The sequence below is a fragment of the Cellulosimicrobium sp. E-16 genome (assembly GCF_049913115.1).
Lineage (GTDB): Bacteria > Actinomycetota > Actinomycetes > Actinomycetales > Cellulomonadaceae > Cellulosimicrobium.
Genome location: NZ_CP183974.1, coordinates 2,411,148 through 2,427,814, shown reverse-complemented (window position 1 = coordinate 2,427,814; position 16,667 = coordinate 2,411,148). Strand labels below are relative to the sequence as shown.

16 protein-coding genes are annotated in these 16,667 nt (G+C 75.2%); 6 read left to right on the top strand and 10 right to left on the bottom strand.

Annotation, left to right across the window (positions count from 1 at the left end; genetic code table 11):
* Positions 1-138: 138 nt before the first annotated feature.
* Positions 139-1,032 carry a LysR family transcriptional regulator gene (locus ACN9MS_RS10820; protein WP_426308633.1) on the bottom strand — a complete coding sequence of 298 codons (894 nt, stop codon included), beginning with the start codon at positions 1,030-1,032 and terminating at the stop codon, positions 139-141.
* 93 nt (positions 1,033-1,125) lie between these two features.
* On the opposite strand from ACN9MS_RS10820, the gene ACN9MS_RS10815 reads away from it, so the two are divergent.
* The 4 genes from ACN9MS_RS10815 (at position 1,126) to ACN9MS_RS10800 (ending at position 5,439) form a co-directional block, all read left to right on the top strand.
* On the top strand, positions 1,126-2,379 hold the full coding sequence (locus ACN9MS_RS10815; RefSeq protein WP_426308632.1) for an MFS transporter: 1,254 nt from the start codon (positions 1,126-1,128) through the stop codon (positions 2,377-2,379).
* Between the two features lie 48 nt (positions 2,380-2,427).
* On the top strand, positions 2,428-3,021 hold the full coding sequence (locus ACN9MS_RS10810) for a hypothetical protein (RefSeq protein ID WP_426308631.1): 594 nt from the start codon (positions 2,428-2,430) through the stop codon (positions 3,019-3,021).
* Between the two features lie 93 nt (positions 3,022-3,114).
* Positions 3,115-4,770 (top strand): carbohydrate-binding protein, encoded by a 1,656-nt coding sequence (locus ACN9MS_RS10805; protein ID WP_426308630.1) that lies wholly within the window; start codon positions 3,115-3,117, stop codon positions 4,768-4,770.
* A gap of 186 nt (positions 4,771-4,956) precedes the next feature.
* Positions 4,957-5,439: a hypothetical protein gene (locus ACN9MS_RS10800; RefSeq protein WP_426308629.1), complete on the top strand. Its 483-nt coding sequence runs from the start codon at positions 4,957-4,959 to the stop codon at positions 5,437-5,439.
* Between the two features lie 13 nt (positions 5,440-5,452).
* Here ACN9MS_RS10800 and ACN9MS_RS10795 read toward each other — a convergent pair whose 3' ends face one another.
* The 4 genes from ACN9MS_RS10795 to ACN9MS_RS10780 form a co-directional block, all read right to left on the bottom strand.
* Positions 5,453-5,818 carry a nuclear transport factor 2 family protein gene (locus ACN9MS_RS10795; RefSeq protein WP_426308628.1) on the bottom strand — a complete coding sequence of 122 codons (366 nt, stop codon included), beginning with the start codon at positions 5,816-5,818 and terminating at the stop codon, positions 5,453-5,455.
* A 125-nt stretch (positions 5,819-5,943) separates the two neighbouring features.
* Positions 5,944-6,270, bottom strand: a complete 327-nt coding sequence (locus ACN9MS_RS10790) for a hypothetical protein (RefSeq protein ID WP_426308627.1) — start codon at positions 6,268-6,270, stop codon at positions 5,944-5,946.
* A gap of 208 nt (positions 6,271-6,478) precedes the next feature.
* Complete coding sequence (locus ACN9MS_RS10785) at positions 6,479-8,272, bottom strand: siderophore-interacting protein (RefSeq protein ID WP_426308626.1); 1,794 nt, start codon at positions 8,270-8,272, stop codon at positions 6,479-6,481.
* Positions 8,272-9,315, bottom strand: coding sequence for an ABC transporter substrate-binding protein (locus tag ACN9MS_RS10780; RefSeq protein WP_426308625.1), 1,044 nt, complete (start codon positions 9,313-9,315; stop codon positions 8,272-8,274). Before ACN9MS_RS10780 ends, ACN9MS_RS10785 begins: the two co-directional genes overlap by 1 nt.
* A gap of 171 nt (positions 9,316-9,486) precedes the next feature.
* Here ACN9MS_RS10780 and ACN9MS_RS10775 point away from each other — a divergent pair, with 171 nt between their 5' ends.
* Positions 9,487-10,269 (top strand): helix-turn-helix domain-containing protein, encoded by a 783-nt coding sequence (locus ACN9MS_RS10775; protein WP_426308624.1) that lies wholly within the window; start codon positions 9,487-9,489, stop codon positions 10,267-10,269.
* A gap of 1 nt (position 10,270) precedes the next feature.
* Here the strand turns inward: ACN9MS_RS10775 and ACN9MS_RS10770 are convergent, their stop codons facing one another.
* Positions 10,271-10,849 carry a dihydrofolate reductase family protein gene (locus tag ACN9MS_RS10770; RefSeq protein WP_426308623.1) on the bottom strand — a complete coding sequence of 193 codons (579 nt, stop codon included), beginning with the start codon at positions 10,847-10,849 and terminating at the stop codon, positions 10,271-10,273.
* A 135-nt stretch (positions 10,850-10,984) separates the two neighbouring features.
* Here ACN9MS_RS10770 and ACN9MS_RS10765 point away from each other — a divergent pair, with 135 nt between their 5' ends.
* A complete protein-coding gene (locus tag ACN9MS_RS10765) occupies positions 10,985-11,710 on the top strand; it encodes a nucleoside/nucleotide kinase family protein (protein ID WP_426308622.1) in 726 nt (241 codons plus the stop codon).
* On the opposite strand, the gene ACN9MS_RS10760 is transcribed toward ACN9MS_RS10765, so the two are convergent.
* From ACN9MS_RS10760 to ACN9MS_RS10745, 4 genes are all read right to left on the bottom strand, one after another.
* Positions 11,686-12,825 carry an endonuclease/exonuclease/phosphatase family protein gene (locus ACN9MS_RS10760; RefSeq protein WP_426308621.1) on the bottom strand — a complete coding sequence of 380 codons (1,140 nt, stop codon included), beginning with the start codon at positions 12,823-12,825 and terminating at the stop codon, positions 11,686-11,688. The genes ACN9MS_RS10765 and ACN9MS_RS10760 overlap by 25 nt on opposite strands.
* Before the next feature lie 197 nt (positions 12,826-13,022).
* On the bottom strand, positions 13,023-13,496 hold the full coding sequence (locus ACN9MS_RS10755; RefSeq protein ID WP_154798684.1) for an HNH endonuclease: 474 nt from the start codon (positions 13,494-13,496) through the stop codon (positions 13,023-13,025).
* A gap of 288 nt (positions 13,497-13,784) precedes the next feature.
* Positions 13,785-15,119 (bottom strand): low temperature requirement protein A, encoded by a 1,335-nt coding sequence (locus ACN9MS_RS10750; RefSeq protein WP_426308620.1) that lies wholly within the window; start codon positions 15,117-15,119, stop codon positions 13,785-13,787.
* Entirely contained in the window at positions 15,116-16,642 is a 1,527-nt protein-coding gene (locus ACN9MS_RS10745) for an ATP-binding protein (RefSeq protein ID WP_426308619.1), read from the bottom strand. Before ACN9MS_RS10745 ends, ACN9MS_RS10750 begins: the two co-directional genes overlap by 4 nt.
* Positions 16,643-16,667: the final 25 nt, after the last annotated feature.

Genomic DNA, 16,667 nt, shown 5'->3' with positions numbered 1-16,667 from the left:
GAGCCGGGAGGGGCCGCCCAACGGGGCTCCGTCACGGAGCCGGGGGCGGGAGGGTGCGCTGGGACGGGCCGCCGACGGCTCGGCGGCTAGAGTCTGTCGACCTCGATGAGCACGTGCCGATGCTATCAGCGACCCCTGTCAGCGCGGCGTCGGCGCACTCCCGAGCGCGTGCACGAGCCCGGCCACCAGAGCCGCGGCAGCCGCGCTCGGGTGCGGCCGGGTCACGAGCCCGAGGGACCATGTCTCGGGCGCGTCGAGCGGGACCGCGACCGCGCCGTCGGAGGGCTCGTACATGTCGGCCGGTACCACCGCGACCCCGAACCCCGCGGCGACGAACGCGGGCAGGTCCCCGACGTCCGCGACCTCCGTGTCGGCGCGCGGCGCGACGCCCGCGTGCGCGAACGCGCGCTCGGCGACCACGCGGTTGCCGAACCCGCGCGGCGTCGTCACGACGCGCTCGTCGGCCAGGTCGCCCGGCGTGACCGACGCCGCCCCCGCGAGCGCGTGCCCGGCGGGCAGGACCGCGACGAACGTCGCCGACGTCAGGCGCGTGTACCGCAGGCCCGGATGGTCCTGCGGGTCCAGCCCCGTGAACGCGACGTCGACGACCCCCCGGCGCACGTCCTCCCCGAGACCGGTCGAGCCGGCGGGGCTCGGCGTCAGGCGCAGCTCCACGCCCGGGTGGCGCTCGCGGAACGCCGCCAGCACGCGCGGCAGGCCGAGGTAGCCGAGGTTGGTGAAGACCCCGAGGCGGACGGTGCCACGCACGAGGTGCGGGCCGGGCGCGACGGCGGCGCGCGCCTCGTCGACGGCGTCGAGGACCGCGCGGGCCCGGGGGAGCAGCGCCTCGCCCTGCGAGGTGAGCGTGACGGCGCGCTTGGTGCGTTCGAACAGCCGGGCGCCCAGCTCGGCCTCGAGCGCCCGCACCCCCGCGGACACGCTCGACTGCACCGCGAACACGCGGGCCGCCGCGCGCGTGAAGCTCAGCTCCTCCGCGACGGCGACGAAGTACTCGAGCTGGCGCGTCTCCATGGGGCGAGGCTACCCAATAATCGGTGAAGGCGATCAGACGTATCGACACAAGTCGTTGGACACGATCAGCCGACCGGGCCCACGGTGGTGCGCATGACCACCACCTCGACGCGCACCCCGGGCCTCGCCGGAACCGCCCCGCGGGCAGCCCGACGGCGCCCGCTCGTCTCCCACGGCTCCGGGTTCCTCGTCGTGGCGCTCGCGTTCGCCACGGCGATGGCGTTCTCGACGGTCCCGACCCCGCTCTACCCCCTCTACCAGGTGCGCGACGGGCTCCCCACGGTCGCCGTGACCGTCGTCTTCGCCGCCTACGCGGTCGGCGTCGCGGCGAGCCTCTACCTCGTCGGCCACCTCAGCGACCGGTTCGGGCGCCGGCGCGTGCTGCTCCTCGGCCTCGCGGCCGAGCTCGTCGCGGCGCTGCTCTTCCTCGCGCTCGACGGGCTGGGTGGGCTCGTGGTCGCGCGGCTCGTCTCCGGAGCGGGGATCGGCGCCGTCACCGCGACGGCGACGGCGCACCTCGCCGAGCTGCGCGCCGTCGCGCGCCCGGACGGGCCGCGCGACGCGAGCGCGGTCGCCGGCCTGGCGAACATCGGCGGCCTCGCGCTCGGCCCGCTCGTCGGCGGACTCCTGGCCCAGGCCGCACCCGCTCCGCTCACGACGCCGTACGTCGCGTTCGCCGTCCTGCTCGCCGCCGCGGTCCTCGCCGCCGCGCTCGTCCCCGAGACGGTCGCGCCATCGGTCGGCCCGTACGCGTACCGCCCGCAGCGCGTCGCGGTGCCGCAGTCCGGGCGCGGCACGTTCGTCGCCGCGGCGGCGGCCGCGTTCGCCGGCTTCGCCGTCTTCGGGCTCTTCACGTCGCTCACGCCGAGCGTGCTCGCGACGGTCATGCACGAGGACTCGCGACTCGTCGCGGGTCTCGTGTCCGCCGCGGTGTTCGCGTCCGCCGCCCTCGCCCAGCTCGCCTCCGGGCGGCTCGCCCCGGCGCGGCAGGTGACGCTCGCGGTCGGGCTCACCCTGACCGGGCTCGTTGTCCTCGCCGCGTCGGTCGGGTTCGCGTCGCTGCCCGGCTTCGTCGCCAGCGCGGTCGTCGCGGGCGCGGGCGTCGGCATCCTCTTCCGCGGCGCGCTCGCGACGGCGGGGTCGCTCGCCGAGCCGCACCGGCGCGGCGAGGTGCTCGCGGGGGTCTTCCTCGTCGCCTACGTCGGGCTCGCCGTCCCGGTGCTGCTCCTCGGACTCTCGCTGACCGTCGAGCCGCTGCGCCTCATGGTCGTGGTCTTCGCCGCCGCGACCGCCGTCCTCGTCGCTCTCGCCGCCCCGGGCCTGGCGCGCCGGTCCGCGCGCGGGTGACCTCCGCGCGTGCGACGTCACGGTGCCGGCGCACGGCACACTGTGCCCGTGGTGTCACGAGGACGACCCCGTCGGGGTGAGCGGCGCGCATCGGCGCGGGCGGCGCGCGTCGCCGCGGCGCGGTGGGCGGTCGCCCGGGCGCGGCGCATCGCGGTCGGCGCTGGGGTGGTGTGGCTGGTGAGCGTCGCGGCGGCCGTCCTGCTGGTGCTCGCCGCACCGTCGCGCGGCCTGGTCTGGTCGGTCCAGCCGCCCACGCGCTCGGGGAGCCCGCCGGTCGAGGTCGAGGTCGTCGGTGCGGGGGCCGTGCTGCTGGTGGCGGGGGTGTCGCTGGCGGCCGTCGGGCTCGCGAGCGTCGGGATCCTCGTCGCCCAGCGACGGGCCCGCGACCCCCTCGACCGCACGCTGCCGCTGCCCCTGTGGTCGATCGCCGGCGTCGCCGTCGCGGCCGCGGTGGCCCCGAACCTCCTCGGCACCCTGGCCCTGTCGACGCTCGGCGCGGGTGAGAGTGCCGCGGCGCTCGTGCTCGGGATGTGGCCGTTCGTGGTCGGGCCGCTCACGGCGGCCTTCGTCGCCGAACGCGCCTGGAGCGGGGCTCGCGACGTCCGTTCGGCGGCCGCGCGCGGCGAGAGCTCGACGGGGTAGCGCTTTCCGTCCTCCGTGTGCCAGACTCGGCGACGCCGGTGGGAAACCGGTTTCTCGCACCGACGAAGGAGTTGGGTGATGGCAGGACGGTGGGTGAGAGTCCCGCTGGCCGCGGTGACCGCGGTCGTGATGGCGGTGACGGGGACCGCGCTGACGAGCAGCGCAGCGCCGAACGCCGCCGGAGGGGACGGCGCGGTCCCGGGCGGCCCCGGCGCGGCGGACCTCGGGCGGCAGGTGCTCGGCGCGAGCGACGGCTGGGGCGCCGCCAACGGCGGCACCACGGGCGGCAGTGCGGCGAGCGCCGAGCACGTGTACGTCGTCGACACCTGGGACGAGCTGCGTGCCGCGCTGGGCGGGGCCGGGGCGCGGACCGACACGACGCCGCGCATCGTGTACGTCGACGGACGCATCGACGCGTTCGCCGGGACGACCTGCGAGACCATCGCGGCGACCGTCCCCGTCGCGGGGAGCGACGACCCGTTCTCGATGGACGACTACGTCGCGGCCTACGACCCCGCGACGTACGGGTGGGTGGACCCGGCCGGTCCGCTCGAGGACGCGCGGGTGGCCGCCGCCGCGGAGCAGGCGACGCTCACGCTCCAGCACGTCGGGTCGAACGTGACGATCGTCGGCCTGGGCGCGGACGCGCAGCTCGTGGGCGCGAGCCTGCGGATCCGCGACGCGCGCAACGTCATCGTCCGCAACGTCACGTTCTCCGACGCGCGCGACTGCTTCCCCGCGTGGGACCCGGGCGACGGCGACGCCGGCAACTGGAACTCGGCGTACGACAACGTGTCGGTGTGGACGTCGGAGAACGTGTGGGTGGACCACAGCACGTTCGACGACGGCGAGCACCCGCCCTCGTCGCTCTCGACGGTGTTCGGCCGCCCGTACGAGATCCACGACGGGCTGCTCGACATCACGCACGGCTCGGACCACGTGACCGTCTCCTACAACCACTTCTCCGACCACGACAAGACGGCGATCCTCGGCTCCTCGGACAGCCGGACCCAGGACGCGGGCAAGCACAAGGTGACGTACCACCACAACCGGTGGACCGACGTCGGGCAGCGCGCCCCGCGCGTGCGCTTCGGCGACGTGCACGTCTACAACGAGCTCTACGAGCAGACGCGCGAGGGCATCTTCCAGTACTACTGGGGCGCCGGCGTCGACTCGAGCATCTACGCCGAGAACAACGCGTTCGAGCTCGCCCCGGGCGTCGACCCGGCGCGGGTCATCGGCCGGTACAAGGGCGAGCGGCTGTTCGAGACGGGCTCGACGGTGAACGGCGAGCCCGTCGACCTCCTCGCGGCCTACAACGCCTCGGTGGCGGAGGCCGACCGGCTCGCCGACGAGGCGCGCTGGACGCCGACCCGGCACGGGAGCATCGACCCGACGTGGGCCGTGCCCGCGATCGTGCGGTCGTCGGCGGGCGCGGGTCGTCTCGGCCCGGTCGACGCCCCGGCCTACGACCCGCACACGACGTACGGCGCGGGCGACGTCGTCGTCCACGACGGCGCGGTGTTCCGCGCCCAGTGGTACGCGCGGGGAACGACGCCGGGCGCGGTGTGGGGACCGTGGGAGGAGCTGGCCACCGACGGGCGCGGTGTGCCGGTCTGGACCTCGACGCGCGTGTTCCGGGCGGGTGACGCGGTCGTGCACGACGGCGCGGTGTGGGTCGCGCAGTGGTGGTCGCGCGGGCAGGAGCCGGGCGCAGGGCCGTGGGGTCCGTTCCACGCGGTCGGCTGAGACGCCCGGTCGTGACGACGAGGTCACGGGGGTGACGAGGGGACCGGTCGGCACGGCGCGCTGGGGGCGCCGTGCCGACCGGGTGCCGGGTGCGCTCGGCGTGTCTCTCGACGTCCCGGCGTTGTCGCGGCAGACTCTCGCCGTCAGTCGTCACCCCTCAGGAATCGACGTCGGGAGCGTGCGCAGGTGCGAGCGAAGCGGTGGGCAGTGGTGACGACGGCGGCGCTGGGCGCCGTGGTCCTGGGCGGCTGCGACGGCGACGGTGAGGCCGACGCCGCGCCGCAGGCCGCCCCGGCCGTCGCGGAGGCCGAGGACCCGGCTGGGGACGAGACTGCGGAGGACGCTGCCGCCTGCACCGCCTACGGCGACGTGCTGACCATCCTCGAGAACGCTGACCTCAGCCTGGCCGACGGCCGCATGGGCGCGCAGGAGCACGACGGCTGGTACCGGCTGGCGACCCGCGTGCTCGATCGCCTGCCGTCCGACGGTGACAGCGCCGTGCAGACGGCGATCGGCGAGCTGCAAGAGGCCGCGCCGGTCACGTCCGGGGCGTCGGCGGAGTCGACCGGTGTGCACTCCCCGGAGTGGGACGACGCCGAAGGTGACCTCGGCGGCGCGTGCGACGACGTCGATGCACCGCTGACCATCACCATGTTCACCGGCGGATGACGCCAGACCTGGTTCAGGCGGGCGCTGTGGCGGGTGCGAGCGTCGCAGCCAGGACCCGCCACCCGTCGTCCGTCCGCACCCAGAGGCGCGTGTAGGTCAGCCGTGCGGAGACAGCGGCGCCACCCTGGATCGCCTCGACGGCCGCGACCAGCCGGGTCACCCCGCTCGCGACGTCCTCCTGGACGTCTAAGGACTCCTCCTCCAGGCGGGTGATCCGCAGCAGGCCCGAGCGGTGGCTCTCCAGGTCGTCCTCCTTGGAGAAGACGGACCCGTCCGGCCCGACGCCCACGCACCGGGGGTGCAGCAACGCGTCCAGCGCACCGACGTCACCGGCACGCTGGGCGGCCTGGAGCGCATGCTCAGCAGCGAGAAGACTCATCGCCCGAGTCTACGGACCGGGAACCGGCCAGGGGCGGCGCGGGTGAGTGCTCGTCGCGTGTCGTAGCGACGGCGAGGCGAGGGCGTCCGCTGCTCCGGTGTCATCGATTCGGGAGTGTGCTGGTACTAGTGCTCGCCGTCGAAGCGCATCAACTGACGGCCCTCCTCTGATTCCCAGACATGACCGACCCATTGGATGTCGTGCGCATCGGTCCGTCGTCCGGTGACCAGGCGCGGCGCGACGTCCTCCCAGGCCGCACGTGCCGCATCGCCGATGTAGAACGTGAGGCCTTCGGGGTAGACGTCGATGACCACGATGGCGCCGGCGGCGAGCAGCTCGTTCCCGATCCTTCGGGTGACGCGCCGCGGGGTGCGGCGATAGACGACGTCATCCGGCGCGCGCAAGGACCCGTCAGGGAGTTCTTCGGGCTCCACCGGCCACTGACTGTCCATGACGAGAGACTAGAGGCGGAACCAGGTCATGGCCCCGGTCAGGACCACGCGCCGCGGTGGACCACGGAGTGCTCGGCAGAGCGAGTAGAGAGCTCACCAATGCTGGTGACGACCGAAGAGCCGCACGACCGTGGGGCGGTCTTTGTCGGCAACGCGCCATGAGCGCTGGGCGACCCCCCTCGCGACTCGCATCGGCGCTGCTGCTGCGCTACCGACGAGATGCGCGTGAGGCGTGCTCGGCCACGAGCTCGACCCGTTCGACACCCCAGCCGAGCGCCTCGTGCCGTGCGACGCGCCAGCCCGCGCGCTCCGCGAGCCGGGCGACGTCGTCGGGCGAGCGTGGCGCGGAACCGGTCGTCGCCAGCGCGAGCAGGGCGTGCTCGTGCGCGTGCGGGCTGAGCCCGTCGGGCGTGAAGTCCTCGACGAGGACCGCGCGCGGCGCGGAGGCGCGCATCGCGACGAGGAGGTCGACGACCTCGTCGTCGGTGCGGTGGCCGGCCCCGAGCGCGCACACGGCGACGTCGGCCGCGGGCCACGTCTCGGCCGCGGCGTGCGCTGAGCCGGTCCCGGCCTGCTCGCGCAGGACCCCGAGCGGGACCGCGTCCTCGACGAGCGTCGTCGCGCGTTCGCCCTGGACCTCGGCGAGCAGGTTCGCGACGACGAGCGCGCCGGGACCGCCGAGCGCGACGGACCGTGCGTCCGCCCAGACCGGCCACGTGCCGAGGCCCGTGAGCACGTACGGGAGCACGTCGGCGCCCTCGACGACCTCCGCGGCGCGGTCGGCGTCGGCCTCGACCTCGGCGCGCAAGGACCGGCCGCGCGCGCGTGACCAGGCCGGTGCGCCGTCGCGCAGCGCGGGGGCGAGCGCAGCGAGCGCGAGGACGGCGTCCGCCTCGAGCCCCTCGTACTCCTCGCGCTCGTGCTCGTCGTCGAGGAGGTCCTCGCCCGCGTCGCCCAGGGCGACCTTGTCGCCGTCGAGCATCACGACGCCCGCCGCCGCGAGCACGCCCACCAGGGCGCGCACCGCGCCCGGCGCGACACGCGTGACCTCGGCGAGGGTCGCGACGTCGCGCGGCCCCGCGCCGAGCTCGTCGAGCAGGCCGAGCTGCAGCGCGGCGCGGGTCGCGAACCAGGGCACGGGTGACGGGACCCCCGTGGCCTGCGGCTCCGCCTCGGTCGCGGACCCCTGGGTCGGTGCCGGGGCGGCCTCCGGCTCGGCGTGCCAGTAGCCCGTGACGTCGACGTGCGTGCGGGGCACGGCGCGCTCGCGCGTGAGGTAGCGCCGCACGGGCAGGAGCGCACGGCTCTCGCTCGCCGCCCACGCGTAGACCTGGCCGGGCCACCACTCCAGGGCGCGCACGGCCTCGTCGAGCGCGGCGCGGTCGCCCTCCGGCGCGACGACCCACCGCACGGTGTCGCCCTCGCGCAGCGTGAGGTCCTGCCGGGCCGCCTCGGCACCGATCGTCACGACGACCTGCACGGGCACCTCGACCGGTCGCTCGTCGAGGAATCGCCCGATCGCCGGCAGCGCCGTCTCGTCGCCCGCGAGCAGGGCCCAGTCGACGTCGTCCGGCCAGACGGTCGAGGCCTTCGGGCCGACGAACCACAGCTCGTCGCCCGGGCGCGCGGACTCGGCCCACGCCGCGGCCGGTCCGTCGCCGTGCAGCACGAGGTCGAGGTCGAGCTCGCCCGTCGCCGCGTCCCAGCGGCGCGGCGTGTAGTCGCGACCCTGCCGGTTCGGCGCGGGCGGCCAGTCGATGCCGTGCGCACGCTGCGCGGGCAAGGCGGAGGCGACGTCGCCGTCGGACGCGAGCACGATCTTCACGTGGTCGTCGAACCACGGTGCGTCGAACGCGGGCATCGGCAGGCCGTCGCGCTCGAAGGCCCCGAGCTCGGGCCCGACGAGCGTGACCCGGCGCATGCGGGGCGTGACGTCGACGACGCGCGCGACCTCGACGCGCCGCAGCACCAGCGGGTGCGTGCGCAGGCGGTGCTGGGCCATCAGGAGAACTGCTCCTCGACGACGTCGAGCAGGGCCATGGCCTCGTGGTAGTCCCCGCGGATCGTCCACGTGGGCAGCTCGTGCGCCGTGCCGGCCGCGAACGACGGCAGGCCGGCGTACACCGGGTCGGCGGCGAGGGCGTCGAAGTCGATCTCGGCGCCGTTGAACCCGATGACGAACACGTTCGGCGCGCTGACCACGGACGTCACCTGCTCGGCCGAGACCTCGAACATGTCGCCCCCGGGCGTGTACGGCTCGGCGCCGGTCTGCTCCTGGATCGGCTGGATCGCGAAGCCGAGCTCCGCGAACGTGTTCGGCAGCGCCTCGCCCTCGATGAGCGCGAACGTCTTGCCCTCCGACGTCAGCGCCAGGAAGGCTGTCTCGCCCTCGGGGACGGTGATCGCGTCGGCCACCTCGGCGACCCGGGCGTCGTACCCGGCGACGAGCTCGTCGTACGTCGCGGCGTCGTCGAACACGTCCTGCGCGAGGAACGCGAACTGCTCCTGCCACGTCGTGTACGTGCCGCTGACGAGCACGGTCGGGGCGATCTGGCTCAGGCCGTCGTAGACGTCGGTGGCCTGCTTGAGCGGGAAGCCCCAGCCGCCGCCCACGATGAGGTCGGGCTCGAGGGCGAGGATCGCCTCGAGGTTGTAGCCGTCGGCGCTCCACTCGATGAGCTCGGTGCCGTCGGCCTCGGCCTCCTCGGCCCAGAACGTGGAGAACTTCGGGTCCGGGTCGTCGGTCACCTCGGGGACCGTGGCGAGCACCGGCACGTCGAGCGCGTAGAGGTACCCGGCGAGGGCGTGGTTGAGCACGACGACGCGCTGCGGGTCGGCCGGGACGGTGACGTCGCCCTGGTCGGTCGTCACGACCCGCTCGGTCGCGGTCTCGGAGGCGGTCGTGCCGGGCACCGCGGACGGCTCGGCGCCCGCGTCAGACGGCGTCGTGGTGGCGGAGCAGCCCGCGAGCGCGAGCGTCGCGGCGGCGACGAGCGCGCTCAGCGCGGCGAGAGGACGGCGGGCGGGGCGACGTGACGACAGCATGGAACCTCACACTCGGCAGCAGGGACGCGGGGGCCGCACGGCGTACCGGGGCGCACCTCGCGAGGTTAGGCTAACCACACCTGGCGGACGAACCGCGTCCGAACGTGACACGACCCGTCCCGAAGACGACACGGCGACCTGGACCTGCGAGCCCAGGGGAGAGGAGGGCGCATGACCCCGACCGCGCTGGGCGCCGTCGTCCCCGAGCACTCCGTCCGTTTCCTCGGGCACGACACCCACGCCCACGACGAGCCGCACCTCGTCCACGTCGTCGCCGGCACCGCGGAGCTCGTCGTCGACGGCGAGCCCCTGACCCTGCGGACGCACGAGAACCTCTGGCTCGCCCCGCGCGTCCCGCACGCGATGCGCCTCCCGGGCGACTCGATGGCGCTCGGCCCCGTGCTCTCGCCCGGGGTCGAGCCGTCGACGCGCGTCCACCGCCTCGGCGTCGTGCCCGCCCTCACCACCGTGCTCACGGCCGTCCTGTGCGCGGCCCCGGCGACGCCCGAGCAGGTCGCACCGTTCCGCGCCGCGCTCGAGGACGTCCTGCAGGGGCTCGCGGGCGACTACTTCGTCCTGCGGCTGCCCGTGCACCCCGTCGCGCGGGCCGTGGCGGAGGAGGCGCGCCGGGGCGTCGCAACCCTCGACGAGCTCGCCGACCGGCGTCGCGCCAGCGCGCGGCACGTCCAGCGCCTCTTCGTCGAGGAGACCGGGCTCGCGTTCGGCCGCTGGCGCACGCGCGCCCACCTCAACGTCGCGATCGCCCGACTGCGCGGCGGGTCGCACCTCGACGCCGCCGCCCACGCCGCGGGCTACGCCTCGCGGGCGGGCCTGCTGCGCGCGCTGAGCCGCGAGACCGGGCTGCCGGTCGCGGACCTCGCGCGCGACCCGGTCGCGGCGCTCGCGGCCCGTCCGCCCGAGGGGACGGGCCAGGTCGTGCCGGCGAGCGCCTGAGCTAGGCCGGCCCGGCCGTCGGACCCGCGGTCCGGACGACCCGGTAGCGCAGCGCGGTCCGCGCGCCGAGCTCGTCGACGCGCACCTTCTCCAGCACGGCGGGCGCCTCGCCGTCGAACAGCCGGACGCCGCCCCCGAGGAGCACCGGCATGACCTCCACCGCGAGCTCGTCGACGAGCCCGGCGGCCCAGAGCTGGCGGAACACGTCGGCCCCGCCGATGAAGGTCACGTCGCGCTCGCCCGCGGCGTCGCGGGCCTGCCGGACCGCCGACTCGACGCCGTCCGTCACGAACGTGACCCACAGCCGCTCGTTGCGCTTCGGCGCGACCGGCGGCGGCGTGTGGGTGACGACGAAGATCGGCACCTGGAACTCGTAGCCGTCCGCGTAGCCGTCGGGGTCCGGGGCCATGTCGTACGTGCGCCGGCCCATGAGGACGGCGCCGGTGCGCTCCTGGAGCTCGCGCAGGTAGGTGCTGCTCGCCAGCTCCTCGAAGTCCGCGTACAGCGCCTCGATGCTCCCGTCGGCGTCCTGGACGTACCCGTCGAGCGACACCGCCGCTCCTGCGACCACCGTGGCCATGCCGTCCTCCTGGGTTCGTGATCCTGGGTCGAGGGGTGAGACCCGCCCCGGGCCGGCGACTCATCGGTCCCGACACCGCGGACACCAGGAAGGGTGTGGCCGCGGGCACGTCCACGGGCACGGGACACTGTGTCCATGACCGTCGAGAAGGGCCGCGCGCCGCACCCGCCCGTCGCCGCAGAGCCGTCGCCCGAGGTGACGGACGCCGTCGCGCTCCTGGCGCGGGTGCGCGCGCTCGTGGACCGGTCGACGGACGGGCGGGTCGTCGTCGGGATCGCGGGCAGCCCCGGGGCGGGCAAGACGACGCTCGCGCTCCGGCTCGTGGAGGCGATCGGACCGGAGGCGGTGCACCTGCCCATGGACGGGTTCCACCTCGCGAACGCGACGCTCGACCGGCTGGGCCGCCACGACCGCAAGGGCGCGCTCGACACGTTCGACGGCGACGGCTTCGTCGCCCTGCTGCGCCGCGTGCGCGAGGAGCACGACCGGACCGTGTACGCGCCGTCGTTCCACCGCGAGGTCGACGAGCCCGTGGCCGGGGAGATCGCCGTCGAGCCGTCGCACGCGGTCGTCGTGGTCGAGGGGAACTACCTCCTGGTGCCCGAGGAGCCGTGGGATCGGGTGCGCGACCTGCTCGACGAGGCGTGGTTCTGCGGCACGGACGGCGGTGAGCGCGAGCGTCGCCTCGTCGAGCGGCACACGCGCCACGGGCGCACGGTCGAGGCCGCGACCGCGTGGGCGAACGAGGTCGACGGGCGCAACGCGCTCCTGGTCGAGTCGACGCGGTCGCGCGCCGACGTCGTGGTGTCCGGCGCGATCCGGTTCGACGCCGCGCCTCAGCCGAGGTCCACGTCGGCGTAGAGCGCGGCGTGGTCGGAGGCGGCGTGCGTCGCCGACGTCATCGTGTCGTAGTGGGGGAACAGCGTCCCCCTCGTGCCGCCCCAGACGCCCATGCGGAACACCGACCCGCCGACGGTGCGGTCGAACAGCGCGGGGGACAGCAGCACGTAGTCGATCTTCTGGCTCGCGGTCCCGTTGCCGTAGGTGCCCGGCCGCCCGTCGCCGCGGAACGCCGGGTGCTCGCTCACGTCGCGCAGGTCGGTCCGTTCCAGCAGCGGGCGCAGCGGGGTGGACGACGGGGTGTCGTTGAGGTCGCCCACGACCACGACGTTCTCCTCGCCACGAGCGCGCAGCGCGGCGTAGATCGCGGCGGTGCGCGTCGCCTGGCGGCGCCGGGTCGCGTCGGACTCTGCCTGCGTGCCGTAGCCCTTGGACTTGAAGTGGTTGACGAGCACCGTGAGCGTGCCGCCCCCGGGCAGCTCGACCACGTACTCCGGGCAGTCGCGACCGAACACGAGGCGCCCGCGCGAGTCGCGGTCGTCGACGTGCGAGCGCACGGTCCCGATCCGGTACGGGCGGGTCGTGAGCAGCCCGACGTCGATCCCGCGGTCGTCGTTGCCGTCGATGACCATGACGTGGGGGTAGACCGGGCGACCGGCGCGCGTGACGACGCCCGCGTCCGTGAAGTGCTTGAGCGCGACGCGGCTCTCCGCCTCGACGACGGCCAGGACGTCGGCGTCGACGTCGGAGACGACGCGGGCGGTGTGCGTCATGGCGAGCTCGTCGACCCGGTCCTTGACGAGGTCGACCCAGCCGACCCAGTCGCCGCGCCCGGTCGCGACGACCTCGGTGCGCGCCGTGCCCGCCGCCTGGGAGCCCGTGCGGCGCACGAGCCGGCCGCGCACCTGGCGCAGCACCGCGAGCGCCGCGGAGTCGGACCGCAGCAGGCCCAGAGTCTCCAGGTGCTGCAGGATCTCCGCCCGCACGTCCGGTCCGTACTGCTCCTCGGCGATCAGCGCGTTGACCCGGGCGTGCGCCGCCAGGACCGGGTTGCCGCCGGTGAGGGGGCCCGCCATCGCGCGCGGGCGCTCGAACAGGTTCTCGACGTTGAACGTCCCGATCCGGAACCTCGCCATCGTGGTCTCCCTCGCGCGGTCCGGGACCCGGGATGGGTGCGAGACGCGGACCGGCTCTACCGGGAGGGAGGGCGCGCCGCCCCGTCCCGGACGATCGGCGGACCCCCGCCCCGGGCCGCAGGCGTGGGGAAGCCCGGCCGGTGTCACCGCCACCGGCCGGGCGGCCTGGGACCGACCGGGGGACCGGTCGGGACCCGTCAGCGTCTGCGCGGGGCGGGCGCCGACGGGTAGATGTCGCGGAACGCGGGCTCGAACGGGCGTCTGAGCATCCGCAGGCCCGCCTGCTCGGGGGTGCGGCCGCCCTTGGCGGCGTTGCACGGCTCGCACGCGGCGACGGCGTTGAGCCACGTCGTGGTCCCGCCCTGGCAGCGCGGGACCACGTGGTCCATGGTCGTCGCCGTCCCGCCGCAGTATGCGCAGCGGTACCGGTCGCGGCGCAGCAGCGCCGCGCGCGAGTACGGCACGCGACCCTGGCGCTCGTACACCCACCGCGCGTGCACGTACCGCACGAGCGCGACCGACCGCGGCCGCTGGTACGGGCCGAACGTCTCGCCCTCGACGGCCTCGAGCACCTCGGCGACCCGCCGGTGCAGCATGCGGATCGCGTGGCGCAACGACACGCGGCCGAGCTCCTGGCTGCCGCCGAGGTTGTAGATGACCACCTCGCTCATCGTCGCGCCTCCTGTCGTGTCGGCGGCCGTCATGGCCGCGCAGCGGGTGGGACGACGAGAGCCGCCCCAGGACGGTGCCCCAGGACGGCTCTGCAGGTGGACGACGTACGTCGTCTACCTGAGGAGCGCCCTTCGGGACGGGTCGGTGGACCACTGGTGCAGCACGCGGGTCCACCTCCCCTTCACCGGTCGTCATGGTCGAGCGTCCGGGCGGGTTCGACCGGACGCCACGAGGCTATGCCCGCGAGCGCGGGACGTCCACGGTTTAGCGACGGCAGGTCGCCGGCGTCAGGCGCCCGCCCCTGCTGGCGGGCGCGCCGCACGGGGCCGGCCGGCGAGGGCGAGCTGCACGAGCAGCGCACCCGACAGCACCCAGACCAGGCCCGCGGCCGAGATCGTCCCGCCCGCGAGCCACGCGACCGCGCCGGCGGCCACGACGGGGACGGCGAGCAGGACGGCGGTGCGCGCGTCGCGCAGCGCGGAGTGCACCCCCGCGGACACGAGCCCGTGCACGGCGAACGCTCCGACGAGCAGCGCGAGCTCGCCGGGGTCGAGCGCGCGCGCCGGACGGTCCAGGACGCCGCCGAGCGCGCCCGCGAGCGTGGCCAGGGCGCCCGTCGTGACCAGGTGCAGGAACCACGCCGACCGCGGCGGCACCCCGGCCGGGCGCAGCAGCGCGGCGCCCGCGTAGCCCGACCGCACGGTGAGGGCCCACAGGCCGACCAGGAGCGTGAACGCCCCCGCACCGGCGACGAGGAGCGTGCGGTCCCACTCGGCCTCGCTCGCGGCGTCGATCGCCTGGATGAGCCCCTCGCCGAGCACGATGATGACGAACAGGCCCAGGCGTTCGCCGAGGTGCGGGACGTCGCTCACCGCCGCGTCGACCGTCGTCGGCACCTCGAGACCCTCCGCGCCCCGCGCGCCTCCCGCACCTCGCCGTCCGTCGCGTCCGCGCCTCGCCTCGGCCTGGCCCGCGGGCACACGCTCGTCGCGCCCCCGGGCGGCGCCCCCCGGGCGGTCGCGTCGGCCGCCGCGCCCGCGACCCCGGCGCTCGCGGACCTCGTCGAGGCGCTCCTGGGCGCGCTGCACGAGGCGCTCGCCCGAGAGGGTGAGGAGCAGGAGGAGGTCGATCGCGAGGCCGACGGCCCACAGCGTGTACCGGGTCTGGCCGTCGAACCACCACGACACGATCCACGGCACGACGCCGGTCAGCGCCTGCACCACGGGCAGGTCGACGACGACGGTCGTGCGGCGCCAGGGTCGCGCGGCGACGAGCCGGCCCACGACGTACGCGACCGCGAACGCCTGCGCGTGCTCGTCGTGGATGCCCGGCACGGCGGCGATCATCACGGCGAGCGCGGCCATCCCCGCGAGGATGGGCAGCGCGCGGGCACCCTCGCCCGCGACGTTGCCGTAGGTGGTGAAGCACGCCCACACGAGCCAGAACGCCGTGTACGCGACGACGTAGAGGGCGATCCCGCCGCGGTCGTGGTCCTCCTGCAGGAGGTGGGCGAGCATGCCGATGCCCGCGACGACGACGAGGTCGAAGAAGAGCTCGAGCCACGACGCGTGGCGCTCCTCGCCGACGGGCGACGTCCCCGCCGCAGGGGTGGGGGCCGTCATCGACCGGCGTCGGCGCCGGACCCCGGGGTGACCGCCGGTGCCGGCTCCAGCGGGAGCCGCACGACGAACCGCGTGTCGCCGGGCACGGACGTCACCGTGAGGTCGCCGTGGTGCTTGTTGACGACGATCCGCCACGAGATGTCGAGGCCGAGCCCGGTGCCCTGCCCGACCGGCTTGGTCGTGAAGAAGGGCTCGAAGATCCGGGGGCGCACGTCGTCGGGGATGCCGGGGCCGGTGTCGGCGATCTCGACCTCGGCGCGGTCGTCGGCGCGGCGGGTCGTGACCGTGAGCGTGCCGGACCCGCCCATCGCCTGCGCGGCGTTCTCGACGAGGTTGGTCCACACCTGGTTGAGCTCGGCCGCGTAGACGGGCACGGGCGGCAGGGTGGTGTCGTAGCGGCGCACGACCTCGACGCCCGCGAGCGCGTGGTCGAGCATCGTCAGGGTCGAGTCCAGGAGCTCGTGCAGGTCGACGGGGCGGAAGGGCGCCCGGTCGAGCTGGGAGTACTGACGGGCCGCGCCGACGAGCGTGGAGATGCGCACGGTGGCGTCCTCGATCTCGGCCATGAGCTGCTCGGTCTCGATCGTGTACGCGAGCCAGCTCACCGCGCCGGTCAGGGCGCCGGCGTCGACGCGCTCGGCGACACGGTCGAGCCACGGCTCGTCGATGCCGGCCTGGACGAGCGCGGGGGACACGCGCCAGCCCTCGGGCAGGCCGTGGTCGTCGAGCCAGTCGGTGAGGCGGTCCTCGAGGTCGGACGTCTCCAGCGCGCCGACGGCGTCCGCCGTGCGGGTGTCCGCGTAGCGCTCGAGCGCCTCCTCCTGGAGCCGGATGAGCTCGGCGAGGGTGGCCCGGTCGTAGGGGCCGTCGGCGATGAGCGCGAGCTTGTGCCGCATGGCCGCGACGCGCTCGCGCAGCGTCCCGGTCGCGCGCACCGCCGCCGCGGCGGGGTTGTTGAGCTCGTGCGTGAGGCCCGCCGACAGCGACCCGAGGGCGAGCAGCCGCTCGCGCTGGCCGACGAGCTGCTGCGCGTCGCGCGTGCCCCAGAACACGCCCTCGAGCAGGTGCACGGCCATGGGGAACCACTCCGTCATGAGCTTGGCGAAGTCGTGCGCCTCGAGGACGAAGAAGCGTGACGGCTCCAGGGCGCGCGCCGAGTGCAGGTACGTCTGGGGCAGGCGGTCGCCGAGGTAGGCGTTCCACGCGCCCATGTACACGCCGACCTGGTGCGTGCGCGAGACCTCGACCTCGTCGTCGCCGACGCGCCGGTAGAGCGCGACGCCGCCGTCGAGCATGACGTAGAACGCCTCGGCGGGCGTGCCCTCGTGGAACAGCCAGCCCGCGTCGTGCCGCTCGACGTGGCCGGTCGCGCACAGCCAGGCGAGCTGGTCGTCGGTGAGGTGCTCGAACAGGAACGTCGCGCGCAGCTCGTCGACGTCGCACGGCAGCCACCCGCGGGCCGCCGCCGCGGCGGAGGCGCCCGGGGTGGGCGGGGTCGTGGTGGGGTCCTCGGTGCTGGTCACGGTGTCGCCTCCGGGCTCGGGTCGG

Coding starts and splice junctions, on each gene's coding strand:
- ACN9MS_RS10820 (WP_426308633.1), bottom strand. CDS start 1,032: ATGGAGACGCGCCAGCTCGAGTACTTCGTCGCCGTCGCGGAGGAGCTG.
- ACN9MS_RS10815 (WP_426308632.1), top strand. CDS start 1,126: ATGACCACCACCTCGACGCGCACCCCGGGCCTCGCCGGAACCGCCCCG.
- ACN9MS_RS10795 (WP_426308628.1), bottom strand. CDS start 5,818: ATGAGTCTTCTCGCTGCTGAGCATGCGCTCCAGGCCGCCCAGCGTGCC.
- ACN9MS_RS10790 (WP_426308627.1), bottom strand. CDS start 6,270: ATGGACAGTCAGTGGCCGGTGGAGCCCGAAGAACTCCCTGACGGGTCC.
- ACN9MS_RS10785 (WP_426308626.1), bottom strand. CDS start 8,272: ATGGCCCAGCACCGCCTGCGCACGCACCCGCTGGTGCTGCGGCGCGTC.
- ACN9MS_RS10780 (WP_426308625.1), bottom strand. CDS start 9,315: ATGCTGTCGTCACGTCGCCCCGCCCGCCGTCCTCTCGCCGCGCTGAGC.
- ACN9MS_RS10775 (WP_426308624.1), top strand. CDS start 9,487: ATGACCCCGACCGCGCTGGGCGCCGTCGTCCCCGAGCACTCCGTCCGT.
- ACN9MS_RS10770 (WP_426308623.1), bottom strand. CDS start 10,849: ATGGCCACGGTGGTCGCAGGAGCGGCGGTGTCGCTCGACGGGTACGTC.
- ACN9MS_RS10765 (WP_426308622.1), top strand. CDS start 10,985: ATGACCGTCGAGAAGGGCCGCGCGCCGCACCCGCCCGTCGCCGCAGAG.
- ACN9MS_RS10760 (WP_426308621.1), bottom strand. CDS start 12,825: ATGGCGAGGTTCCGGATCGGGACGTTCAACGTCGAGAACCTGTTCGAG.
- ACN9MS_RS10755 (WP_154798684.1), bottom strand. CDS start 13,496: ATGAGCGAGGTGGTCATCTACAACCTCGGCGGCAGCCAGGAGCTCGGC.
- ACN9MS_RS10750 (WP_426308620.1), bottom strand. CDS start 15,119: ATGACGGCCCCCACCCCTGCGGCGGGGACGTCGCCCGTCGGCGAGGAG.